The organism is Martelella lutilitoris (assembly GCF_005924265.1).
Classification (GTDB): domain Bacteria; phylum Pseudomonadota; class Alphaproteobacteria; order Rhizobiales; family Rhizobiaceae; genus Martelella; species Martelella lutilitoris.
The window spans coordinates 123,593-146,923 of record NZ_VCLB01000002.1 but is presented as its reverse complement, the minus strand read 5'-3'; the positions used below and the strand labels follow the sequence as shown (position 1 = coordinate 146,923).

The following is a 23,331-nucleotide window of genomic DNA, read 5'->3' as shown; positions in this document are numbered from 1 at the left end:
AATGCACGGCGACCGCCGGTCGTTTTCCGCCGCGCGGCCGGCAGGCCCCTTATCGGCTCGGGCGTCGTTTCCCGTGTCCGGCGCAATCATTCGCGATCGCCCATGGGCCGCAAGCACTCTTGACTTCCGTCTAGTAAAACTTTACTAAAGCTTACTAGAGAGGGCGCCGGCCTGTTCGTGGAGGGGCTGCCGGCGGCGAGGGAGGAAACAGAATGGCCGGGATCGAACTCCGCCAATTACGCAAATCCTACGGGGCTTTCGAGGCCATTCCCGCCATCGACCTCACGATCGAAGACGGCGAGTTCTGCATATTCGTCGGGCCATCCGGCTGCGGCAAATCCACATTGCTCAGAACAATCGCAGGCCTTGAGGACGCAAGCGCCGGCGAGATCCTGATCGGCGGCGAAGAGGTCAGCCGGCGCCACCCGGGAGAGCGCGGCGCGGCGATGGTTTTCCAGAACTATGCGCTCTACCCGCACATGACCGTGCGCCAGAACATGGGCTATGCGCTCAAGATCGCGAAAAAGCCGAAGGAAGAGATCAAGACAACGGTCGAGCGCGCCGCCCGCACCCTTGGTCTTGAGGATCTGCTGGAGCGCAAGCCATCCGAACTTTCCGGCGGCCAGCGGCAGCGCGTGGCGATCGGGCGGGCGATCGTGCGCGATCCGAAAGTATTTCTTTTCGACGAACCGCTTTCCAATCTCGATGCGGAACTGCGCACGCGCATGCGTCTTGAGCTTGCCGACCTTCATCGTTCGCTCGGAGTCACCATGGTTTACGTCACCCACGACCAGGTCGAGGCGATGACGCTTGCCGACCGTATCGTGGTGCTGCGTTCTGGGCGGATCGAGCAGGTCGGCTCCCCGCTCGACCTTTATGAAAACCCCGAAAACCTGTTTGTCGCGCGCTTCATCGGATCACCGTCGATGAACATACTGAAGGCAGAGACTATCGCTGACGGTATCCGACTGACCGGGCTTGATGGCCCGCCCTTGCCCCGGCCGGATTTTGTCCCGGCCGCGTGGCGCGGCCCGCTCGGCATCAGGCCCGAACATCTGCGCCTGCACCCGGGCGGAATGGAGGTCCGTCTGCGCGCCGTCGAACATCTGGGCGACGTCACCTACGGCTATGCGACGCTTTCGGACGGCACCGAGCTCTGCATCGACCTTCAGAACCACAGGAAAATGGCTGCCGGAGACAGCGTCGCGCTCGCCATCCCCACGGAGCGGGCATTCTTCTTCGACCAGAAAACGGAGAGAAGGCTCCGTTAACTTTCAGCACGGGAGGACAAAATGCTGAAATCGATACTCAAGGGCAGCGCCGCGACACTGATTGTGTCCGGCATCATGGCGGGCGCGGCGAGCGCCGAGGAAATCCGCATCTATTTCAATGCCGGCCACGGATATGACACCTATCTTGAAGTCTTCGAGGAGTTCGAGGCCGACAATCCCGGCTGGACCGTCGCCTTCGAGCGCTACCAGTGGCCGGACCTGCGCACCAAGCTGGTGGCCGATTTCGCCGCCGGCAATCCGCCCGACCTCGTTGCCGAACCCGGCGCCTGGGTGCCGGAATTCGCCCAGCAGGGCCTGCTCTACAACCTCGACGATCTTGCAGCGCGCGATCGGGCGGAATTCGATTATCCCGGCGACTGGCAGGATGCTTCCGTCGAAAAGAACACGGTCGACGGCTCGCTCTACGGCGTCCAGATCCACCTGACCTGCGCGACCCTGCTCTACAATGTCGACATGCTCAAGGAAGCGGGCTACGACAATCCGCCGACGAACTGGGCAGAGTTTCGGGAGATCGCCAAGGCGACCACCAAGAACGGCGTCTTCGGCTTCGCGCCCAATGCGGTCTGGGCCTATTCCATGCCTTGGGTGATGCAGAACGGCGGTCGGTACTATGATCCCGAAACCGGCAAGATCGCCTTCGGAAGCGAGGCGGCGGCAGAAGGCGTGCAGTTTCTTTCGGATCTGATCCACGAGGACCGCTCGGCTCCCGTTCCAGTCACCGGCGCCGATTACGAGGGCCCGCAGCGGCTCTTCACCGCCGGTCGCGCGGCGATGATCATCACCGGCCCCTGGGACATCAACCCCATTCGCACCGGCAATCCCGACCTCAACTGGGCGGTTGCGCCGTCGCTGAAGGAAGTCGAGCAGGCAACGATCCAGGGCGGCGTCAGCCTGATGATCCCCAAGGATGCGCAATATCCCGAACAGGCCTGGGACCTGATCAAGCGCCTCACGGCCGTCGATGTCGAGGTCGCCACCTCACTGCAGTATTCGATGACCATGCCGCGCAAGTCCTGGCTGAAGGACCCTGAAGTGCAGGCCGATCCAATTCTCGGCCAGTTCGGCGCCTGCCTTCCCTATTCGCGCGACGTGACGCTCGAACTGCGCCAGGCCGGCAAGTACAATCCCGCCATCGATGAGGTGCTCAACGGCGCCATTGACGAGGTTCTGTTTGCCAATGAACCGGCAGCCGAGGTGCTTGCCGCAGCCGAGGATGAAGCCAACGCGATTCTTGCGAACGAATAAGAGGAGCATGCCCCGGTCGCCGGTTGCGCCGGGGCATGCCGCTTTCCAGCGGGGAATGACGGGATGACCTACAAAACCAGGCGGACATTGACAGCCTATGCCTTTCTGTCGCCGGCCATCGTCTATTTCCTGATCTACTTCTTCTGGCCGATCGCCATCGAGTTATGGGCGAGCTTCAGAAGCGGACAGCCGCTCATCGGCGACTCCGCCTTCGTCGGGCTGAAGAACTATGCCCATATCCTGAACGACAGGCTGGCGATCAAGGCGATCAAGGCGACGCTGATCTACGCCATCGGCAGCGTGGTCTTCACGCTGGTTCTGGCGCTCGGGCTCTCGGCGCTTTTGGTCGGCCCTGTGAAGGCGCGCAACGGCATAAGGGCAATCCTGTTCTTCCCCTACATCATCTCCTTCGTGATCTCGGCGCTGATGTGGCGGGCGATCCTCGATCCCTATACCGGCCTTCTCAATGCCGCGCTTGCCAAAATCGGGCTTCCGCAGCAATTCTGGCTGGTCGATCCCGATACCGCGATCTGGACGCTGATCGCCGTCTCCGTCTGGAAGGATCTCGGCTATGCGGTGCTGATCTACATCGCCGCGATCCAGGGCATTCCCGCCCATCTCTACGAGGCAGCCCGCATGGACGGCGCCAGGCGCCACCATCTCTTCCGCGACATCACGCTGCCGCTGTTGATGCCGACCACGCTGTTTCTCGCCGTGGTCATAATGATCGCCTCGCTCCAGGAAATGGCGCTGCCCTACCTGATGACCCAGGGCGGACCGGCGAACGCCACGCGGCTCTATTCGCTGCATGTCTACGAGACCGCCTTCCAGGGGCTCAACATCGGCTATGCCTCTGCACTCTCCTTCGCCATGTTCATGCTGATCCTGTTGATCACATGGGCCCAGTTCAAACTGCTTCACCGCGACATAAGGCACGTATGAGGACGACATGGCCCGCAAGGACGCCCATACAACAGCATCAAAACTGCTGATCTATCCGCTTCTGGCATTCTTCGTCCTGATGGCGGTGCTGCCCTTCCTCTACATGGTGTCGCTTTCGTTGCAGAGCGATGCGGAGATGTTTTCCGGTCAGGTGGTGGTCATTCCCGAAAGCCTGCAATTCTCGAACTATGTGACGATCTGGGAGAAGGCGCCGTTTGCGCGTTTCATGCTCAATTCCCTGATCGTGGCGGGAACGATCACGCTGCTCCATGTCCTGTTCGATCCACTGATCGGCTATGTCTTTGCCAAGATGGAGTTTCCGGGAAAGCGGTTGATGTTCGTTTCGCTGCTGGCCACGCTGATGATCCCGTTCTTCATCCGGCTCATCCCGCTTTACGTGATGACGGCCGAAATGGGCCTCCTCAACACCTATCCGGGCCTGATCCTGCCCTTTGCCATGAGCGCGTTCGGCATTTTCCTGATGCGTCAGTTCATCATGCCGATACCCGACGACCTGGTGGCGGCCGGCCGGCTCGACGGAGCGAGCGAATTCAGGATCTTCATCGATATCATTCTGCCGCAGCTCAAACCCGCGATCGCGACGCTGGCGCTCCTGACCTTCGTCTTCCAGTTCAACGAGTTCATCTGGCCGCTGGTGGCTGTCTCTTCCGAGAGCATGCGTCCGATCACCACCGGGCTTACCCTTTTCAACCAGGAATTCTTTACCCAATGGAATCTCACAGCCGTGGGCGGCATGCTTCTGTTCCTGCCCTGCTTCCTGCTCTTCGTCATCATGCAACGCTATTTCGTGCAGAGCGTCATGCTCTCCGGCATGAAATGAGGACGAGGCCATGACGAAAAAGACGAAACGCCCGAATGTACTGGTCTTCTTCACCGACCAGCAGCGCTGGGACACGGTTGGCGCCCATGGCAACCCTCTGGATCTCACCCCCAATTTCGACATGATGGCCGAGAGGGGACGCTTCATCCGCAACTCCTTCACCTGCCAGCCGGTCTGCGGCCCCGCCCGCTCGGTGTTTCAAACCGGCAAATATCCGACGACGACCGGTTGCTACCGCAACGACATACCGCTGCCCGCCGGCGAGAAGACGCTTGCGCATTATTTCGGCGAGGCCGGTTACGAAACCGGCTATATCGGCAAGTGGCATCTTGCCGGGGCCGACCCGGTGCCCCGCGGCCAGCAGGGCGGCTATGACGAGTGGCTTGCTGCCAATATCCTGGAATTCACGTCCTGGCCGTATCAAACCGATCTCTTCGATCGCGAGGGCGAGCGCCACCGTCTGCCGGGCTACCGGGTCGATGCGCTGGCCGATGCGGCGATCCGCCATATCGACCGGGCGCGCGACAACCCCTTCTTCCTGTTCCTCTCCTTCCTGGAGCCGCACCATCAAAACCAGCACGATAACTACCCGGCGCCTGTTGGCTACGCGGAGCGGATCGCGCGGCGGATCACATCCTACCCTTCCGACCTCGACACGCTGGGCGGCACGACGAAGGAACACTATCACGGCTATATGGGCATGGTCGCGCGGCTCGACGAAGCCTTCGGCCGGATCATCGATGCGCTGATCTCGCGCGGCGAACTCGACAATACCATCATCCTGTTCACCTCCGATCATGGCTGCCATTTCAAGACCCGCAACGCGGAATACAAGCGCTCCTGTCACGAGGCCTCGATCAGGGTGCCGACGCTGCTTGCAGGCCCCGGGCTCGACGGCAAGGGGGATATAACCCGCGCCGCCTCGCTGATCGACCTGCCGCCGACCTTGCTCGACGCCGCCGGTATTGAAATACCGGCAGCGATGGAGGGGCGGTCGCTCCTGAGGCCGACCGACCGGCCTGAGGACGAGGTGTTCATCCAGATCAGCGAAAGCCAGGTCGGTCGCGCGCTCAGGACCGGACGATGGAAATACTGTGTCGCCGATCCAGACGCCGACGGCTGGAACGACAGCGCCAGCCGGCGCTACGTCGAGACGCATCTCTACGATCTGGAGCGCGACCCGGCCGAACTTGACAATCTCGTCGCCGCGCCCGACTACGCTGAGGTTCGCGGCGAACTGGCAAAACGCCTTGCCGCGCGTATAATCGCCGCCGGCGAGGCGCCCGCGGAGATCGCTCCGGCGAACTGACGGGCAGAAAGGTACGGGTGCATGGTAACGCTGAAGGAGATCGCCAAGCGGACCGGGGTCGCGGAATCAACCATCTCGCGCATTCTCAACCGCGATCCGACCCTTTCGATCTCCGATGAAAAGCGTCGCCGCGTGGTCGAGACGGCCGAGGCGCTGCAATATGTGATGCGACGGTCGCGCAGCAACCGTAAGGAAGACGCCTCAGTCGCGCTGCGCCGACCCGGCGACCTTCGGTCGGTGATGATCGTGCACTTTCTTTCCAGCGCTTCCGAACTCTCCCAGCCCTTCTATGTCGGCCTGCGCCAGGGCATCGAAGCACGCGCGGAAGCCTATGGAATGGCGACGACAAGGCTCTTTGCCGGCGAATTCGATCCGGCAATGCTTACCCGCGGGCGCAATGTCGGCATCATCTCCGTCGGCGATCTTCCCGACGGCCACCTGGAGGCGATCCGCGCGCTCGGCGTTGCGACCGTCCTTGCCCATCCGCAGGAAAAACCCGTCGATGTCGATGTCGCCTATGTAGACCTGTGGAGCGCATCCACCCGGCTTTGCGAATGGCTGCTGACACGCGGGGTCAGACGGCCGGCCCTTGTCGGCGTTCAGGGCGCCCAGTCGCGACGGCTGGCCGCGTTCCGGTCGGTGATGACAGAGGCCGGCCTGTTCGACCCGGACTATGTCACCTATGCAAGAGACTCTTCCGACGACGGGCAAGACCAGATACGCGCCTTGTTTTCACGCCTTGCGGAAACCGGCAAGCCGCTGCCCGACGCCGTGGTGATCTATGCGGACCGCACGGCGGTCGAGGTCTACCGCGGACTTGAAAAGGCGAAACTGTCGATCCCCCGGGATGTCCAGGTCGTCGCATTCAACGACAGTTCGATCGCCCACATGCTCGCGCCCAAGCTCTCTACCCTGCGTCTGGAAGCCGGCGTCATCGGAGAGACCGCAGTCGACCTGCTGATGGAAAGGCATGGCGGACGCAAGGCCGCCAAACACGTGGAGATCATGCCCACCATCATCGAGCGCGGCAGCACGCGCAAACGATAGGCCTTCGGCGCGGCGTTTCGTGCCCGGCCCGAAGGCCGGGTCTGGCGGATATCTGGACCCGGCGTCGCCTCAGCCTTTCGCCACCACGACCCGAAAGCCGTTGCCGCGCCAGGAGCCGGCGGGCTCCAGCGAGCCGCGATAAACGCCGTTTGCCTTCCATGCGGGGCTGGAGAAGCAGCCGCCGCGCAGCACCCGTCGAATATCGGCGGGAGCGTCGAGCGCCTCGCGACCGTCCGACTGCCAGGGAAAGGCGAAGGCCGGCGTTCCCATGTCGCGGCCCCAGAGCGTCGTGCACCATTCCCAGGCCTGCCCTGCCATGTCGAGACAGCCCGATGGCGCCCGGCCTTCGGGAAACAGGCCGACGGTGCAGAGGTCGTTGAAGCCGGTTTCCTCGCCATTGGCGTGCTCCGCCGCCCACACCTCGCCCCACGGATAAAGAAGGCCGGAGGGCCCGCGCGCGGCCGCCTCCCATTCGCGCTCGCATGGCAGGCGGACGATTTCGTCCGGCCCAATGCGGCCCTCGGCGCGCCATTTCTCCGTGGCCCAGGCGCAATAGGCGCGGGCGTCATGCCAGGTGAGATCGGTTGCCGGATGGGAGGCGCGCTCCGGGTTGCGGCCGTTGACGCTTTTCCATGGCCGGTCGGTTTCGGTGACGAAGCGGAGATAGGCGGCGTTGACGACCGGGTAGACGCCGATCCTGAAATCGCCGACCGGGGCGTGGTGCGCCGGCGCGGAATTCGGGTGGATGTCACCGCCCATCGGGTAAAGGCCTGCCGGAACGCTCGCCAGCGCTTCGAGGTCGCGCGGATCGCCGAGCCGGGCGAGAACCTCGCCCGCGCGCCGCCTGAGGCCGGCCGGCGCGCCGTCTGTCGCGATCGCGTCTACCAGTGCGGCGGTCAGCGCCTTGGCTTCGGCCGTGCCGGTGGCGACCAGTTTTCCGGCGCAGAGCAGGACGGGAAGATCGGCTTCAGACCGCGCAAGGCCGCGCGCCAATGCCGCCGCCCGTGGCGCATCGGGACCGATCCAGTCGCAGAGAAGGTCGAACGGGCCGGCCCACCGGGCCGGCCGGGCGCTGACGGCTGCAAGCAGCGCCTCGTCGCTCATCGCCTCAAGCGCCGCGGCATCGCGATAGCTCTCAGCCCAGCCTGCATCGGTCGGGGCGAGCGCGGCGACGTCACGGGGTGCCACCGGTCGGCCAATGTCGAGCGAGAGCCGCCAGAGGCCGGGGAGCACGAAGTCCTTTTCGTCGTGGGCGCCGGAAAAACCGTTCTCGGTCTCGAAGGCGGCGCGTTCCGGTCGCGCAAGCCCGAGAAGTCCGTATTCCGGAATGCTCGCAGGGCGGCGGATGCCCTCCAGCGCGCGGCTTTCGCAGAGAACGAGAAGCCGGAGCGAGGGCTGGCCCTTGATGACGGCCGCCGATCGGACAAGCAGCGCTTCCGGATCGGCGCGGGTTTCCAGCGCGTCGATGATCAGGAGTACGGGCGTGTCACCGCGGGCAAGGGTCGCTGCAAGCATGGCCTCCGCATCATCGTCACGGCGGCAGAGAACGACTTCCGGCAACACGTCGGGAAGGTCATGCGCCAGGAGGTCGCCCGCGGCGTTGCGATGGGCCGGGCGGAAGAGATGGTCACGGGCGGCGGTCCCCTCTCCGTTGAGCGCTTCCGACAGCAGTCGGGCAAAGGTCGTCTTGCCGCCGCCATCGGGGGCGTGCAGCAGGAGGGCGGGAAACATGAACACCATTTCGGCGGCGGTGAAATGCACCGGCCGGCGCGGCCCGGCCGCCTCGCCGCTGAAGGCGCGCAGCCCCTTGGCCTCCTTGTCCTCATGGGTGAAGCGGGCAAGCAGCGGCAGGATCGCCGCGTCGCGAGGTCCACCCCCGGTGGCTGTCTTTTCTGTGGTCATTTGAAAAGCTTGGCGACTTCGGGATTGTGAAAGCGCTGGATTTCGACCGCGTAGCCCGCTGGATCCTCGAAGAAAAAGTGCTCGCAGTAATTGCCGCGCAGCATATCGGAAAGGCCGGTCACGCCGGCCTTTGAAAGCTTCTCGTGCCAGCCGGCCACATCCTCGGAAACGATTGTCAGCAGCGCGGCGCTCTTCGGCTGATGCTTCAGATGGCCCCTGTTGCCGTCGACGATGCCGAAATAGGCGTTGCCGGCGATCCGGTAGATCCGGGCGAGCCCCTGGTCGAGCACGAGTTCGAAGCCGAGCACGTCCTCATAAAACGGTGCGACCGCATGGATGTCCTCGTAATAATAGAAGGTGATCGCGCATTCTTTCAGGCCTTCGGTGGTCATGATGGTCCTCTTTCAATTCAGGCGACGCTGAGATAGCCCTTGGGATCGAGGCTGAAGCCGTCGAGCCCTGCGGCATGCGCCATGCAGTCGATGGGGTGGAACAGGTAGAGCCAATGCGGGTGCGCCCCGAGATGGGCGAGCACGCGGGCATAGGCCTCCGTGCGCGACCCTGTCCCGACCGTGCGCCGGGCGGTTTCGAACAGCTGATCGGCCTCGTGATCCTCGACGCCCTGCCACCAGACCGCGCGGGAGCGCGACGAGATCTTGTCGTCCAGCACCCGGAAGGTGCTGTGGGGCGAGGAATCAAAGATCGCCAGATCGCCGGTCCTCTTCGCCCCCAGTTCGCGGGCATAGCCCGGACGATCGCGGGCGGTGTCGATGGTGACGGCAAAACCGACGGCCTCAAGGCTCTTCGCGATAAAGCCGGCAATCTCCGGGGCGCGTTCGGGCATATAGAGCGGGGTGCGCAGGGTGAGCGTCTTGGGCGCGTCGGAGGCAGCGACAAGTGCCGCGGCCCTTTCCGGATCGAAGGGGATATCGGGCATCTGATCATCCATGCCGTTATGAAACGGGCTGACGATGGTTTTCGCCGGCACGCCGAGCCCGCCCATGACTTCGGACACCAGCTTCTCTCGGTCGATGGCAAGATTGGCGGCGAGCCTGAGGGCGGGGTCGGCAAAGGCCCCTTCCCTGCCGTTCATATAGGCGATCACCGCAAGCGTGGTTGGCTGCTCGTGCCAGACATGGCCGTCAAGGCTGCGCCGCGGGGGCTCGAGCCGCTCCAGATGGGTTGCAATATCGATGTCGCCGGATTTCAGCGCCTGAAGCCGCGCTTCGGTGTCCGGCATCGCTACCAGAAGCAGTTCCCGCCCGTCGCTGTGGCGCACGGTGACGGATGCGCCGCGCTCAAAGGCGACGACCTGCCAAGGGCCCGTTCCGATCGTTGCCGTTCCGTCGGGCGCAATCTTCGGCAGGTAGAATTCCGAAAGAATGTCCGGCAGATCGGGAAAGGCGTCCGGCGTCGCAATCGAAAGCACGGCGCCTTCGGCGGCGATCTCGGCGCCTTCGAGATAGCGGGCATAAGACCACGGCATGCCGAACATGTCGCGGGCATCGCAGATCGCCGCGACAAAGCGTCTGGCGTCTTCGGCCGTCACCGGCGTGCCGTCGTGATAGGTCGCGCCGTCGCGCAGCGTCAGGGTCCAGCGGCGGCCGTCATCGGAAAGGCTCCAGCGGTCGAACAGGCCGGGCCGGGCCGCGCCGTTTTCCCAGCGCAGCATCGGCTCCAGCACCAGGTTCTTCAGCGTCAGGATGCTGGCATCGTCGGTGACGCGGTCAGGCGGCAGGAAGTCGATCTTTTCGAGCGCGATCGTGATCATGCAGCACTCCTGCGGCGCGGATTGAACCAGTCGGCGAGGCTATCCCCGATCAGGTTGAAGGAAAGCACGGTGATCAGGATCGCGAAACCGGGCCCAAGCGCGGTCCATGGGCTTGACCGCACGAAGCTCAGGTTCGCCGAGACATCCGCGCCCCATTCCGGCATGGGCGGCTGGGCGCCGAGGCCGAGAAAGCCGAGCGCCGAGGTCTGCAGGATGGCGCTGCCGAAGGCGAGCGAGGCCTGCACCAGCAGCGGCCCGATGGAATTGACGAGAATATAGTGGTTGAGGATGCGGCCCCTTGGAAGGCCCAGCGCATAGGCTGCCTCGACGTAAAGTCTGGAGGATACGCCGAGCGACTGGGCGCGGGCGACGCGGGCAAACTGCGGGGCGAGCGTGATCGCCACCGCGATCATGGCGTTCTGCAGGCTCGGGCCGAAGGCGGCGGCAAGCGCGATCGCCAGCACGAGGGTTGGAAACGACAGGATTGCGTCGACGATGCGCATGATCACGGTATCGACGATGCCACCGGCAAAACCGGCGACGAGGCCGAAGAACACGCCGACCACGAAGGCGGCAGCGACCACGAACACGCCGATCGCCAGCGTATAGCGCCCGCCGTTCAAAACGCGGGACAGCATGTCGCGGCCGAAATTGTCGGTCCCCAGCCAGTGGCTGAGCGACGGCGGCTGCAGCTTGTCGGCCATGTTGATGGCGAGCGGCGACGGCAGGAAGAAGGGACCGACCAGGACGGCGAGGAGCAGGACGGTCAGCACGATCGTGCCGACGAGGGCGAGCGTGTTGTTGGCGAGGAAGCGTTTCAGGTCGGACATGATGGTCTCCTCAGCGCATCTTGCGGCGCACGCGCGGGTCAAGCACGGCATAGAGAATGTCGACGATCAGCGAGGTCAGCATGAACATCAGCGCGAACACCAGCGTTGCACCCTGGATGACGGGATAATCGCGGTTGCGGATCGCCTCGTACATGTAGCGCCCGATCCCCGGCCAGGAAAATATTGTCTCGGTCAGGATCGCGCCGCCCAGCATCTCGGCGAATTTGAGGCCGACCACGGTGATGGCGGGTAGCAGCGAATTGCGCAGCGCGTGGTTATAGACGACATCGTGGCGGCTTAAGCCTTTGGCGCGGGCGGTGCGCACGAAGTCCTCGTCCATCACCTCCAGCATGGTGGAGCGCACGAACCGGCCAAGCGTCGCCGCCAGAAACACCGCGAGCACGGTGGTCGGAAGCACCATATGGGCGAGAGCGCTTGCGACCGCGCCGGGTTCGCCCGAAAGCCAGGCATCGATGATCGAAAAGCCGGTGACGCGATCAACGAAGAAATAGGGCGAGATGCGACCCGATACCGGCAGCCAGCCGAGCCAGGTGGCGAACACAAGCTGCAGCAGCAGCGCCAGCAGGAAGGCCGGCATCGAAACGCCCGTCAGCGAAATCACGCGCACGGTATGGTCGAAGCCCGAATTGGCGCGGGTGGCGGAGACGACGCCGATCGGAATGCCGATGAGAATGGCGATCAGAACCGCGGTGATCGAGATTTCGAGCGTTGCCGGCAGGCGGATCAGGATCTCGCTGAGAACCGGCTGCCCGCTTTTCAGCGAATTGCCCATGTCGCCATGCAGGAGCCCGGTGAAATAGCTCCAGAACTGCGCCAGCGCGGGCTGGTCGAGATCGAGCTGGGCGCGCAGCGCGGCGATCTGGCTTTCAGTGGCGCCGGGACCGAGCAGCGTGACGGCCGGATCGCCAGGAATCAGGCGCACCAGCGAAAACACGATCACCAGAACCAGCAGCAGCACCGGTATCAGCGCCAGCAACCGCCGCACGAGAAATGCAAACATCCCATCACCTTGTCAAAGGAGACGGCTCGATGGGGGGGCATCGAGCCGTCCTGAGCTTTCACCTGGCTTGGGCCATTCGGGAAAGCTCATTTTGTATCTTTTTTGCAAACGCCCGCTTTTGAAAAAGCGGGCCGAGCCTTTTCGGGGCGCCAGTAAGGCGCGGGTCTATTCCTTCGAAACGCCGAAATATTCCGTCAGCGGCGGGGCCGAATTGATGACCAGGCCATCGACATTCGAGCGGGTGAAGACAATCAGCTTCGGGCTGAAAAGGTAGGCGCCGGGAATGCCCGTCACGAGTTCTTCCTGGATCGCGCCATAGAGCGCCTTGCGGGCTTCCATGTCGGGGTCCTGCTGCGCCTTGAGGATCAGAGCGTCGAGCGACGGATTCTCCGGCATGCGGAAGGTCATGGCCGTGTCTTTGAGGCCGGAAAGATAGCCGATGGTGATGTGCGCATCCGGGTCGTTGTACCAGGGCTGGCGGCCATCGAGCGCGATGTCCCAGTCGCCGGCGACATGCAGCGCGCGGTAGGACGGGAACTCCGTCTGGGCGATCTCGGTGTTAATACCGACATCGGCGAGATTGGCCTGAACGAAGGTCGCGACATCGCCCCAGAGCGAGCCCTGGAAGGAATAGAGCTTGAGGTTCAGATCGCCCGGCTCATAGCCGGCTTCGGCGAGAAGCGTCTTCGAAAGTTCCGGGTCGTATTTCGGTGCGAGATCCTTGACCTTGGGGTCGAAGGCCCAGCTGTTGGAGGTGAGCGGGCCGTAGACGCGCTCGGCCGTGCCGTCGAAGACGCCGGAGAGCAGGCCGTCGTAGTCGATCGCGTGCGCAATCGCTTCACGCACCTTGATATCGGCGACCGGCGAATCCGTCTTCGAGTTGTTAAACTCGAGCTGGCGGATGATCTGCGAGGGCTTTTCGATGATCGCAATGTCCGGGTTGTTGGCGAAGGCCTTCATTTCCTCCGACGGAACGGCCGAAAGCTGGCTCTGCTGCTGGATGACGTCGATGCCGCCGTTTTCCAGCTCCAGCCTGCGGGTCGATGCTTCGGGAATGATCCGGTAGATCAGGCGCTTCAGCTTGGGTTCGCCGCGGAAATAATCCGGGTTGGCGTCGAGCACCACGCGGGTATCGGGTTGGTAGGCGCGGAACGCGAACGGGCCCGTGCCGACCGGTTGGTTGGCGAAGTCATCGCCATATTTCTCGACGGCGGCCGGCGAAACGATCGCGGCCTGCGGCTGCGCGAGGATCGACATGAAGGCCGGATAGGGCTCGCTCAGGTGGATCACCACCTCATCATCCGTCGGCGTCTCGATGCTGTCGATCATGCCGAGCGAGGCCTTGACGTAAGGATTCAGTTCCTTGGTCCGCTCGAGCGAGAACTTCACGGCCTCGGCGTTGAACGGCGTGCCGTCCTGGAACGCGACGCCGTCCTGCAGGTCGAAGGTGAAGGTCTTGCCGTCCTCGGAGATCGACCAGCCACTTGCAAGCCGCCCCTCGAGCTCGGCAAAGTCCGGCGCCTTCCAGGCAACCAGCGTGTCGAACACGTTGAGGATAATCTCGCTGCCGACGGGTTCGGCCTTGTTGGTGCCGGGCTCGAGGCCGGCCGGATCGGAGGGGACCGCGATCACGAGCGTTTCGCTCTCTTGCGCGGTGGCGGTAGTGGCAAAGCTGGCGACAGCACCGGCGGACACGAGGGCGGCGAAGCCCATGGCCAATGCAGCACCTGACATCGCGCCGAATGATCTGCGGGTCAGGTTCATACTGAACTCCTCTTGTTTTCGATGTGCCGGATTTTTCCGGTCGTCATTATTTCAATACTCGTGATATTTCTTTTGCAATATCAAAAATAGATTCTTTTGCCGTTCGGTGTCCGATTTCACGGAAAATCGAACCCGGTGACTATCGTTTGTGCATCTGCACAGGGCCACTGCACACGCCTTGATCACCGCGGAAACGGGCCACGCTTCACCGGTCGGTCGCCACGACTGGCATATTGCGACCAGGAACCGGGATACATCGCCGCTTCGACTCCGATCGCGGCAAGTGCCAGCACCTCATGCGCCGCCGACATGCCGGCTCCGCAATAAACCCCGACCGGCTTCAACCCATCGACGCCAAGGCCGAAAAAAAGCTCTCGGAGCGTGGCGCTGTCGGCGAATGGACCAGGGTCGGTTAGCGTATCGAGCGTCGGCGCGCTGATTGCGCCCGGTATGTGCCCGCGCGTCGGATCCCCGCCAATTTCGGGCCCGCCAATATAGTTCGGTCGGATGCGGGCATCGAGCAGAACGCCCTTTTCCGCGAGCACCAAAGCCTGATCGGCATCGAATTGCGGCATATGACCGGGCGTCAGGCAAATATCTGATTTTTCAGGAGTAAATGGCCTGCTTGTGGTCGGAAGGCCGGCAGCAATCCAGGCCGGCAGGCCGCCGTCCAGCACGCGAACATCGGGCAGTCCCGCCCATCTCAGCACCCACCAGGCCCGCGCCGCCGTCATCGCCCGGTCGGCGTCATAAATAACCACGGGGCGCTCGCGGGTCAGGCCCCAGCCTCTGGCCGCAGCCTCCAGAGCTGTGATCGCAGGAAGCGGCCGGTTGCCAGCCTCCGGGCTCGCCGCCCCCTGAAAGTCGCGATAGGCCTCGCTCTCCACCGCGCCCGGAATGAAGACGCCATTGCGCGAATCGGCGCCGGTATAGGGATTGGTGGACTGCACCACCAGAATATGCGGCGCGGCGCAGCCCTCCATCATCCCGAAAAGCGCCTGCGGGGTCACCAGCGACCGGTTGCGCGTCTCGTCATCGATCCTGAGCATCAAAACCTCTCAACTTTGGTATTTCTGATATATCACGAGAAACTTTATATTTGACAGAATGATTGCAATGCGGTGTAAATTGATGCAACAAAAAAGTCTTTCGCTTTCCTCTCCACGGAAATCACCGTCATGTCCATTCTTGCCGTCCGCAATCTGACCACAGCCTTTTCGACCGCCGAAGGCTGGCGCGATGTCGTTGACGGCGTAAGCTTTGATGTGGACGCGGGCGAAACCGTCGCGATCGTCGGCGAGTCGGGCTCCGGCAAGAGCGTCACCGCGCTTTCGGTGATGGGCCTGCTGCCGAAGGGCAAGGCGCGGGTGACGGGCGAAATCCATTTCCGCGGACGCGATCTGCTGAGGCTTTCCGAGGAAGAAATGCAGGCCGTGCGCGGCAATGAGGCGGCGATGATCTTTCAGGAGCCGATGACCTCGCTGAACCCGGTCATGTCTGTCGGCGCCCAGATTGCCGAGCCTTTGCGGCGCCATCGCGGCCTGCCGAAGGCGGACGCGATGAGGGAGGCGATCCGGCTGATGGACCGGGTGCGCATCCCGGCCGCCGCCAGACGGGCCTCGGAATACCCGCATGAAATGTCCGGCGGCATGCTTCAGCGCGTGATGATCGCGACCGCGCTTGCCTGCGCGCCGAAGCTTCTGATCGCCGACGAGCCGACCACCGCGCTCGACGTGACAATCCAGGCGCAGATCCTTGAACTGATCAAGGAATTGCAGGCCGAAGACCATATGGCGGTGATGTTCATCACCCACGACATGGGCGTGGTTGCCGAGATCGCCGAAAAGACGGTGGTGATGTACCGCTCGAAGATGCTGGAGGCGGGCGCCACCGAGGATGTCTTCGCCCGGCCGAAGACCGATTACACCCGCGACCTTCTCGCCGCCGCCCCTCGCCTCGGCGATCTCGGCGACAGCGCCGTGCCCCGCCCCTATCCGGGGCGCGACGGGGTGCTCGCCAATCCGGTCGACACCGTCGATCACGGCGGCGATGCCCTTCTTGAGGTGAAGAACCTCTGCGCCCGCTTCGATCTGCGCAAGGGCGTTCTCGGCCGGGTTCATGCCCGCGTCCACGCCGTGGAAAATGTCTCGTTTGCGCTGCGCAAGGGCGAAACGCTGGCACTTGTCGGGGAATCGGGCTGCGGCAAGTCGACCACCGGGCGCGCGATCCTTCGGCTCACGGAACCGGTTTCCGGCTCGGTCATGCTTGAGGGGCAGGACGTCTCGCTGCTGAAGCGCAAGGCGCTGATGCGGCTCCGCCAGTCGATGCAGATGATCTTTCAGGACCCGTTCTCCAGCCTCAATCCGCGCATGCGGATCGGCGAGGCGATCGCTGAACCAATGCTGGCCCATGGCCTCACCACGCCCGCAGAGGCGCGCGCCAGGGTCGCGGGTCTTCTCGATCATGTCGGGCTCTCGCCGGACATGGCCACGCGCTGGCCGCATGAATTTTCCGGGGGGCAGCGCCAGCGCATCGCGATCGCCCGCGCGCTCGGACTCGATCCGAAGCTGATCATCGCGGACGAGTCCGTTTCCGCCCTCGACGTCACCATCAAGGCGCAGGTCGTGAACCTGATGATGCGGCTGCAGCAGGAACTCGGACTTTCCTATCTGTTCATCAGCCACGACATGGCCGTGGTCGAGCGCATCAGCCACCGGGTCGCCGTCATGCTGCTCGGCGAGATCGTCGAGATCGGCCCGCGCGCCGCCATCTTCGCCAATCCCGCCCACCCCTATACAAGACGCCTGCTCTCCGCCGTGCCGGAACCCGATCCCGCCCGCCGGCTGGTGCGGCGCGACATTCCGCTTCAGGAGCTGAAAAGCCCGATCTTCCCCGCCGACTTCATACCGCCGCGCCGTGTCTATGACGCAGTCGGCCACGATCATTTCGTCATGCGCCAAGAGGCCGCGTGAGCCTATCGAGTAACAACAACATGGCGCGTATTCTCGTTCTGAACCCCAACAGTTCCGAAAAGGTGACGAATTCCATCCGTCGCTCCGTTGCCGGCCTTGCCGCGACAACGAACCACCAGCTCGTGTTCGAGCGCCTGCCGGAAGCACCGCTCGGCATCGAAAGCGATCAGGATGTCGAGACCGTCGCCCCGATGGTGCGCGAACGGGCGCTCGCCGGCGATGCCGATGCGCTCGTCATCGCCTGCTTTTCCGATCCCGGCGTCGAGGACACCCGCGCGTCCGTGACGGATATCCCGGTAATCGGCATCGCCGAGGCCGGGTATTATGCAGCACTCCAGTTCGGCAGGCGCTTCGGCGTCGTCTCGCTCGGCCCGGCTTCGATCGCGCGCCATGCGGTGCGCATCGCGGGGCTCGGGATCACTGCCCGGCTCGCCGGTGACCGCTCGGCAGACCTCACGGTCGAGCAATCGGGCGACGAGGGCTTGTCGCGGGCCAAGGTCATCGAGACCGGCAAGGCGCTCGCGGGCCGGGATGGCGCCGATGTCATCGTGCTCGGCTGCGCCGGCATGGGCAACCAGCGCCCGTTCCTGCAGCAGGCGATCGGCCTGCCGGTCATCGATCCGGTGCAGGCAGCCATTGCCGCCGCCATCTCCGCTCTCAATCTCGAATATATTGCGAAGGCTTAAGAATGGACCTCATACTGCGCGGAACCGTCGTCACCCCGCTTGCCGCCATCGAAGGCGGCTGGATCGCCGTGCGTGACGGCAAGATCGCGGCGATCGGCGACAGCACGACCACCCCACCGGAGGCGGCTGAAACCGTCGATTACGGCGAGCGCCTGATCATGCCTGGCGTGATCGACGGCCAGACCCACGCCACCAGCGCCAAGGGGCTTGAGGGCATCGGCGACACCACCCGCTCGGCGATTGCCGGCGGCGTCACCACGCTGGTCGACATGCCGTTCGACAATCCGCTCCCGCTCGACCGGCCCGAACGGCTTGCGGCCAAGGTCGAAGCGATCGCCGCGTACAGCCACGCCGATATCGCGCTTTATGGAACGGTCACCGCCGAGACCGGCACGAACCATATCGACGCGCTGATCGCGGGCGGCGTTGTCGCCTTCAAGATCTCCTCGTTCGAGAGTTCGCCGACGCGGTTTCCGAGGATCAATGCCGCGTTGATGCTCGACATCATGGAAAAGCTTGCGCCCACCAACCTGCCGCTCGGCCTCCACAACGAGGATCAGGAGATTGTGCTCGCCCGCATGGCGCGCGCCCGGGCGGCCGGCGAAAACGGCATCAACGCCCATTCCACCGCCCGGCCCGTGGCCGCCGAGCTTTCGGCGACCGCCCAGTTCCTGGCACTCGCCCAGGCAACCGGGGCGCATGCCCATCCGGTGCATCTGTCGAGCGGCGAAGGCTTCTCGCAGGTCGGCGCCTTCGCCGATCTCGGCGTGCGCGCCACGGGGGAAACCTGCATGCACTATCTCTGGTTCGATGCCGCCCGCGATGGGATGAGGCTCGGCCCGCGCATGAAGGTCAATCCGCCGATCCGCCCCGGCGAGGTCGACAATCTCTGGGATGCGATCGTTGACGGGCTTGTGGCCTTCACCTCGTCGGACCATTCGAGCTGGCCCATCGACGGCAAGCTGACGGCCTCGATCTTCGATGCCGGCGCCGGCGTGCCGGGGCTCGAAACCCTGCTTCCCGCCTTCTTCACGGCCGCGGAAGCGCGCGGGCTCGATGCCGCCATGCTCGCCGCCGAGCAGCTCTCGGAGCGTCCGGCCGCCTTCTTCGGCATCTCGGACCGCAAGGGCGCGATCCGCGTCGGCATGGATGCGGATTTCGCCATTCTGGAACAGGGCGCCTTCATCTGGGATGAGGCAAAGGCCCATGACGGTCTGAACTGGTCGCCCTTCCATGGCGATACCTTCACGGTCAAGGTCGCGGCCACCTATCTGCGTGGTGCATGCGGCTTTGATGGCACCACCATCACCGGCCGGCAGGGCTCGGGGCGCTATGTCGCCCGCGGCGCCGATTGCTGGTTCGGCAACTGAGGATCTCGGATATGAGCCTTCTGACCAACGACGCCAAGGGCGTCTACGTGATCTCGGTCACCCCGTTTCACGACAACGGCGATGTCGATTTCGACAGTCTCGACCGCGTCACCGACTTCTATCTCGAAAAGGGCGCGACCGGCATTACCGTACTCGGCATGATGGGCGAGGCGCCGAAGCTGACGCAGGCGGAAGCGCGCGAAATCGTCGCGCGCGTCATCAGCCGCGCCGGCAAGACGCCGGTGGTCGCCGGCGTCTCGGCCCCGGGCCTTGCCGCGATTTCCGAGCTTTCGAAGGCGGTAATGGATAGGGGTGCCGCGGGTGTGATGATCGCCCCGCCCGGAAGCCTCCGGACCGACGAGCAGATCACAACCTATTACAGCCAGGCCTGCGCTGCCGCAGGCGATGGCGTGCCGGTCGTGCTGCAGGATTTCCCGCTGTCGACGGGCGTGCAGATCTCCGTGCCGCTGATGGGCCGAATCATCGAGGAAAACGACCAGATCGTCATGCTGAAGCATGAGGATTGGCCGGGCCTCGCCAAGATCTCGGCGCTGCGCGATGCCGAAAGCAAGGGCCGCCGCCGGATTTCGATCCTCTGCGGCAATGGCGGCGTGTTCCTGCCGGAAGAGATGGCGCGCGGCGCCGATGGCGCGATGACCGGCTTCGGCTATCCGGAAATGATGGCGGATGTCGTGGCACTTGCGGACGCCGGCGACATGGACCGGGCTCAGGATATTTTCGACGCCTATCTGCCGCTGGTGCGCTACGAGCAGCAGCCGGGTCTCGGCCTCGCCGTGCGCAAATATGCGCTCGTCAAGCGCGGCGCGATTGCCTCCGCGGCCCTGCGCAAGCCCGGCGCCGGACTGGCGCCGGCCGCGATTGCCGAGGTTGAACGCCTCATCGAAAGACAGACAAAAAGACTGAAGGAGATCGGCTGATGGATTTCAAGCTTTCCGGAAAACACGCGCTGGTGATCGGCGCAAGCCGCGGTCTTGGCGCCGCCTGTGCAGCCCTTCTCGCGGAAGAAGGCGCAACCGTGATCGCTGCCTCGCGCTCGGGCGCGCTGCCCGATGGGCTTTCTCCCGAGATTGCCGCGCGGATCACGGCCGTCACGCTTGATCTCGAAGACACGCAATCGGTTGCGGCAATGAAGGACCGTCTTGCCAGCGAGCCGGTCGATATTCTCGTCAACAATTGCGGTGGCCCCAAAGCCGGACCTGCGCGCGGTCAGTCCGCCGCCGCATGGCAGGCGGCCTTTGCCGCCATGGCTACGCCCGTCTTCGAACTGACCGATGCGGCGCTTTCCAGCATGAGCGACAAGGGCTGGGGCCGCGTCATCACCATCGGTTCGTCTGGCATCGAGGCACCGATCCCCAATCTGGCGCTGTCGAACGGCGTGCGCGGCGCCATGGCCGGCTGGTCGAAGACGCTTGCGGGCGAAGTCGCCGACAAGGGCATCACCGTCAACATGGTGCTGCCCGGCCGGATCGCGACCGACCGCGTGGCCGAACTCGACGCCGGCAAGGCCGCCAAAACCGGCGAGAGCGTGGAAGCCGTGCGCGAGGCCTCCCGCAAGACCATCCCCGCGGGCCGTTACGGCCGGCCGGAGGAGTTTGCCGCGATCGTCGCCTTCCTCGCGTCCGCGCAGGCCAGCTTCATCACCGGTTCGATGATCCGCGCCGATGGCGGCATGATCCGGAGCCTGTGATGACACAGATCGTCTCCGTCGACCGGCGCGGCAGCGATGCCAACAAGTGGCGGGCCTTCGGGCCCGACGTCATTCCGCTGCCGGTCGCCGACATGGATTTCGCCGTTGCACCGGAAATCATCGCCGCCATCGAAAGGCGCCTCGCCCATCCGGTGCTCGGCTACGGCGCTGCGACCGACAGCCTACGCGAGACGCTGGTTGCGGCGCTTGCGGCCGAATATGGCTGGCATGTCGCGCCCGAATGGCTGGTGTTCCTGCCGGGCGTGGAGCCGGGCTTCAACATGGCGCTCAACGCCTTCACCGCGCCCGGCGACACGGTGATGCAGGAATATCCTGTCTACAAGCCGCTCAGGACCGCACCGGACACCTGGGGATTGACGACCGCCGCCGTCTGGCAAAGCCCGTCCGGCGATGGCCGGTGGGTCTCGAATGAGAAAGCCCTCGAAGAGGCCGCCGCGCGCTCGAGACTGATGCTGCTCTGCAATCCGCAGAACCCGACCGGGCGCGTTTATACGCGCGACGAACTGGCGCTCAGGGCCGAACTCTGCATCCGCCACGACATGGTGCTGGTGTCGGACGAGATCCATTGCGGCCTGACGCTCGATGGCCGCGCGCATGTTCCGGTCGCATCGCTGTCGAAGGCGATCGAGGCACGCACGATCACCCTGATGGCTGCGAGCAAGACCTGGAACATCGCCGGGCTTAAGGCGGCCTTTGCCGTGATCGCCGATGAAAAGCTTCGGGCCGCTTTCATGGGCGCGAAGAAGGGGCTGGTCGACAGCGTCAACATCCTCGGGCTTGCCGCCATGGAGGCGGCCTATCGCGATGGCGCCGAATGGCGCGATGGGGTTCGGGCGACGATTGCGGAAAATCGCGATATGCTGCAATCCTTTGTTGCCGCCACCCTGCCAAAGGCCAAGGTTCTGCCGGCCGAAGCGAGCTTTCTCGCATGGGTCGATCTTTCCGCTTATGCACTTGATGCGCCGGCGGCGGACTGGCTACTCACGCATGCCCGCGTCGGTCTCAGCGGCGGGTCGGATTTCGGCCCGGGGCTTGAAAACTGGGTCCGCCTGAATTTCGCATGTGCAAAAGAGACCCTTGCCGAAGCGCTCGCGCGTATGGCAAAGGCGCTGGAACAGAGGTAACCGGGGGTGGCAATGGCGCGCGGCAAGAGCGAAACGAAGGCGGGCGTTCGCAAGAACGGCACACAGCAGGATAAGTCGAAATCGCTGACGGCGCAGGCCTATGACCTGCTGCGCGCCGAGATCATTACCTGCCGGTTGCAACCGGGAGCGGAAATCGGTGAACAGGAACTGGCCGAAAGGCTCGCGATGAGCAAGACGCCGGTGCGCGAGGCGTTGGCGCGCCTAACGCTCGAAGGGCTGGTGGAAGCCTTTCCCCGGCGCGGCTATCGAGTGACCGCCGTCACGGTGAAGAGCGTCAACGACGTATTCACGGTGCGCAAGGCGCTTGAAGGCGTGGCCGGAGAGTTGGCGGCCGCCCGCCTGACCGACGAGGAACTCGACAGGATCGAGGCGCTATCGGTCGCACAATACGTGCCGGACGAAGAACCGACCATCGCGGCCTTCATCAAGGCCAACAATGATTTTCATGCCGCGATTGCCGCCGGCGCGCGCGTGCCGCGTCTTGCGACGCTGATCGATTCCTATCTCGAGGAATCCACCCGGCTCTTCCACATGGGTGCAACCATCCGCGACGTAAACCCGGAAACCTCCGCCGACCACGCCCGCATCGTCGCCGGCCTTCGCGCCCGCGACGGCGATGCGACCCGCGAGGCGATCATCCAGCACACGGACAACACCCGAAGGGGTCTGCTTCGCGCCCTGATCGCCGACGATGAATCGCCGCTTGTGCTGTGACATCCTCGCGCGGCGGACGAGAAGTGGAATCCGTTTTTTTTCGATAGCCCGGGGCGGAACGGAAAGAAAGCCGACCATCGGGGCCCGTGACCGCCCGGCCGCGACCTGGCCAAAGGATCATGCAGCCGAAACAACGGACGGCCATTCGCCGTTCTGGTCAAGGAAGCGTACGCCGCAGTGGCGCGCCGCCTGATTTCGCCGAGCGGTCTTATCTGCGACTTATACCCTGTCAACCTTCACGCTCATGGCGCAAAGGTTGATGGAGCGTCTGGCCTGGCGTCGACCAGGCCAGCCCGGCCAGACATATGCGGCAGCTCAGCCGAGCGAGATAGTGATTTCCTCAACCTCGGCTTTCGAGGCGCCGCGATAGGCGGTGACTTCGATCTCGACCTTGAAATCCGGCGCGCCGAGCGGCGAGCAGGTGACGGTGCGCTGCGGGTCGATGCCGCGGAAGCGCTCTCCGACATATTCCATCACCGCCTTGGCATCGTCGACGTAAGGGATGAAGATCTTCGACTGGACGACGTCGGCGAGGCAGGAATCGACCGACTTCAGCGCGCCTTCGATATTGTCGAAGCACTGGCGGGCTTGTTCCACCGGATCGGTCGACATTTCGCGGGTCTTGTAGTTGCGGCCGGCGGTGTTGGACACGAAGATCCAGTCGTCCACGCAGACGATGCGCGAATAGCTTTCCTTGGTTTCGAAGATGGAGCCGGATTTGACTTTGGTGATCTTGACCATGGTTTTTCCT

The 23,331-nt window shown here is 64.0% G+C and carries 21 protein-coding genes; 13 read left to right on the top strand and 8 right to left on the bottom strand.

Annotated elements, in window-relative coordinates; translation table 11 throughout:
* Positions 1–212: 212 nt before the first annotated feature.
* The 6 genes from FF124_RS03510 to FF124_RS03485 all read left to right on the top strand — a co-directional run bounded on the left by FF124_RS03510 (position 213) and on the right by FF124_RS03485 (position 6,676).
* Positions 213–1,271, top strand: a complete 1,059-nt coding sequence (locus tag FF124_RS03510; protein WP_138747108.1) for an ABC transporter ATP-binding protein — start codon at positions 213–215, stop codon at positions 1,269–1,271.
* Between the two features lie 21 nt (positions 1,272–1,292).
* A complete protein-coding gene (locus tag FF124_RS03505; RefSeq protein WP_138747107.1) occupies positions 1,293–2,537 on the top strand; it encodes an ABC transporter substrate-binding protein in 1,245 nt (414 codons plus the stop codon).
* Positions 2,538–2,600: 63 nt separating this feature from the next.
* Positions 2,601–3,479 (top strand): carbohydrate ABC transporter permease, encoded by an 879-nt coding sequence (locus FF124_RS03500; protein WP_138747106.1) that lies wholly within the window; start codon positions 2,601–2,603, stop codon positions 3,477–3,479.
* A gap of 7 nt (positions 3,480–3,486) precedes the next feature.
* Positions 3,487–4,320 (top strand): carbohydrate ABC transporter permease, encoded by an 834-nt coding sequence (locus FF124_RS03495; protein WP_138747105.1) that lies wholly within the window; start codon positions 3,487–3,489, stop codon positions 4,318–4,320.
* 10 nt (positions 4,321–4,330) lie between these two features.
* Entirely contained in the window at positions 4,331–5,629 is a 1,299-nt protein-coding gene (locus FF124_RS03490; RefSeq protein WP_138747104.1) for a sulfatase family protein, read from the top strand.
* Between the two features lie 21 nt (positions 5,630–5,650).
* Positions 5,651–6,676 (top strand): LacI family DNA-binding transcriptional regulator, encoded by a 1,026-nt coding sequence (locus tag FF124_RS03485; RefSeq protein ID WP_138747103.1) that lies wholly within the window; start codon positions 5,651–5,653, stop codon positions 6,674–6,676.
* A 69-nt stretch (positions 6,677–6,745) separates the two neighbouring features.
* On the opposite strand, the gene FF124_RS03480 is transcribed toward FF124_RS03485, so the two are convergent.
* From FF124_RS03480 to FF124_RS03450, 7 genes are all read right to left on the bottom strand, one after another.
* Positions 6,746–8,578, bottom strand: a complete 1,833-nt coding sequence (locus tag FF124_RS03480; RefSeq protein ID WP_138747102.1) for a formylglycine-generating enzyme family protein — start codon at positions 8,576–8,578, stop codon at positions 6,746–6,748.
* Positions 8,575–8,970 (bottom strand): VOC family protein, encoded by a 396-nt coding sequence (locus FF124_RS03475; RefSeq protein WP_246072165.1) that lies wholly within the window; start codon positions 8,968–8,970, stop codon positions 8,575–8,577. Before FF124_RS03475 ends, FF124_RS03480 begins: the two co-directional genes overlap by 4 nt.
* Positions 8,971–8,987: 17 nt before the next feature.
* Complete coding sequence (locus FF124_RS03470; RefSeq protein WP_138747101.1) at positions 8,988–10,349, bottom strand: ABC transporter substrate-binding protein; 1,362 nt, start codon at positions 10,347–10,349, stop codon at positions 8,988–8,990.
* Positions 10,346–11,179, bottom strand: coding sequence for an ABC transporter permease (locus FF124_RS03465; protein ID WP_138747100.1), 834 nt, complete (start codon positions 11,177–11,179; stop codon positions 10,346–10,348). Before FF124_RS03465 ends, FF124_RS03470 begins: the two co-directional genes overlap by 4 nt.
* Positions 11,180–11,189: 10 nt before the next feature.
* Positions 11,190–12,200, bottom strand: coding sequence for an ABC transporter permease (locus FF124_RS03460; protein WP_138747099.1), 1,011 nt, complete (start codon positions 12,198–12,200; stop codon positions 11,190–11,192).
* Positions 12,201–12,365: 165 nt separating this feature from the next.
* A complete protein-coding gene (locus tag FF124_RS03455) occupies positions 12,366–13,964 on the bottom strand; it encodes an ABC transporter substrate-binding protein (RefSeq protein WP_138747098.1) in 1,599 nt (532 codons plus the stop codon).
* A 182-nt stretch (positions 13,965–14,146) separates the two neighbouring features.
* The gene (locus FF124_RS03450) at positions 14,147–15,013 is read right to left on the bottom strand and encodes a sulfurtransferase (protein ID WP_138747097.1); all 867 of its coding nucleotides are present in this window, start codon (positions 15,011–15,013) and stop codon (positions 14,147–14,149) included.
* Positions 15,014–15,142: 129 nt separating this feature from the next.
* Here FF124_RS03450 and FF124_RS03445 point away from each other — a divergent pair, with 129 nt between their 5' ends.
* From FF124_RS03445 to FF124_RS03415, 7 genes are read left to right on the top strand one after another with little or no spacing between them, the layout of a single operon-like run.
* The gene (locus tag FF124_RS03445; RefSeq protein ID WP_138747096.1) at positions 15,143–16,936 is read left to right on the top strand and encodes an ABC transporter ATP-binding protein; all 1,794 of its coding nucleotides are present in this window, start codon (positions 15,143–15,145) and stop codon (positions 16,934–16,936) included.
* Complete coding sequence (locus FF124_RS03440) at positions 16,933–17,622, top strand: aspartate/glutamate racemase family protein (protein WP_246072164.1); 690 nt, start codon at positions 16,933–16,935, stop codon at positions 17,620–17,622. The genes FF124_RS03445 and FF124_RS03440 overlap by 4 nt, the downstream gene beginning before the upstream one ends.
* A gap of 2 nt (positions 17,623–17,624) precedes the next feature.
* Positions 17,625–18,992, top strand: a complete 1,368-nt coding sequence (locus FF124_RS03435; RefSeq protein ID WP_138747095.1) for a dihydroorotase — start codon at positions 17,625–17,627, stop codon at positions 18,990–18,992.
* An 11-nt stretch (positions 18,993–19,003) separates the two neighbouring features.
* Positions 19,004–19,930, top strand: coding sequence for a dihydrodipicolinate synthase family protein (locus FF124_RS03430; protein ID WP_138747094.1), 927 nt, complete (start codon positions 19,004–19,006; stop codon positions 19,928–19,930).
* Positions 19,930–20,700: an SDR family oxidoreductase gene (locus FF124_RS03425; protein WP_138747093.1), complete on the top strand. Its 771-nt coding sequence runs from the start codon at positions 19,930–19,932 to the stop codon at positions 20,698–20,700. Before FF124_RS03430 ends, FF124_RS03425 begins: the two co-directional genes overlap by 1 nt.
* Positions 20,700–21,845: a MalY/PatB family protein gene (locus FF124_RS03420; protein ID WP_138747092.1), complete on the top strand. Its 1,146-nt coding sequence runs from the start codon at positions 20,700–20,702 to the stop codon at positions 21,843–21,845. The genes FF124_RS03425 and FF124_RS03420 overlap by 1 nt, the downstream gene beginning before the upstream one ends.
* A 12-nt stretch (positions 21,846–21,857) precedes the next feature.
* Positions 21,858–22,580 (top strand): GntR family transcriptional regulator, encoded by a 723-nt coding sequence (locus tag FF124_RS03415; protein ID WP_138747091.1) that lies wholly within the window; start codon positions 21,858–21,860, stop codon positions 22,578–22,580.
* A 315-nt stretch (positions 22,581–22,895) separates the two neighbouring features.
* On the opposite strand, the gene FF124_RS03410 is transcribed toward FF124_RS03415, so the two are convergent.
* Complete coding sequence (locus tag FF124_RS03410; RefSeq protein ID WP_138747090.1) at positions 22,896–23,321, bottom strand: RidA family protein; 426 nt, start codon at positions 23,319–23,321, stop codon at positions 22,896–22,898.
* Positions 23,322–23,331 lie beyond the last annotated feature (10 nt).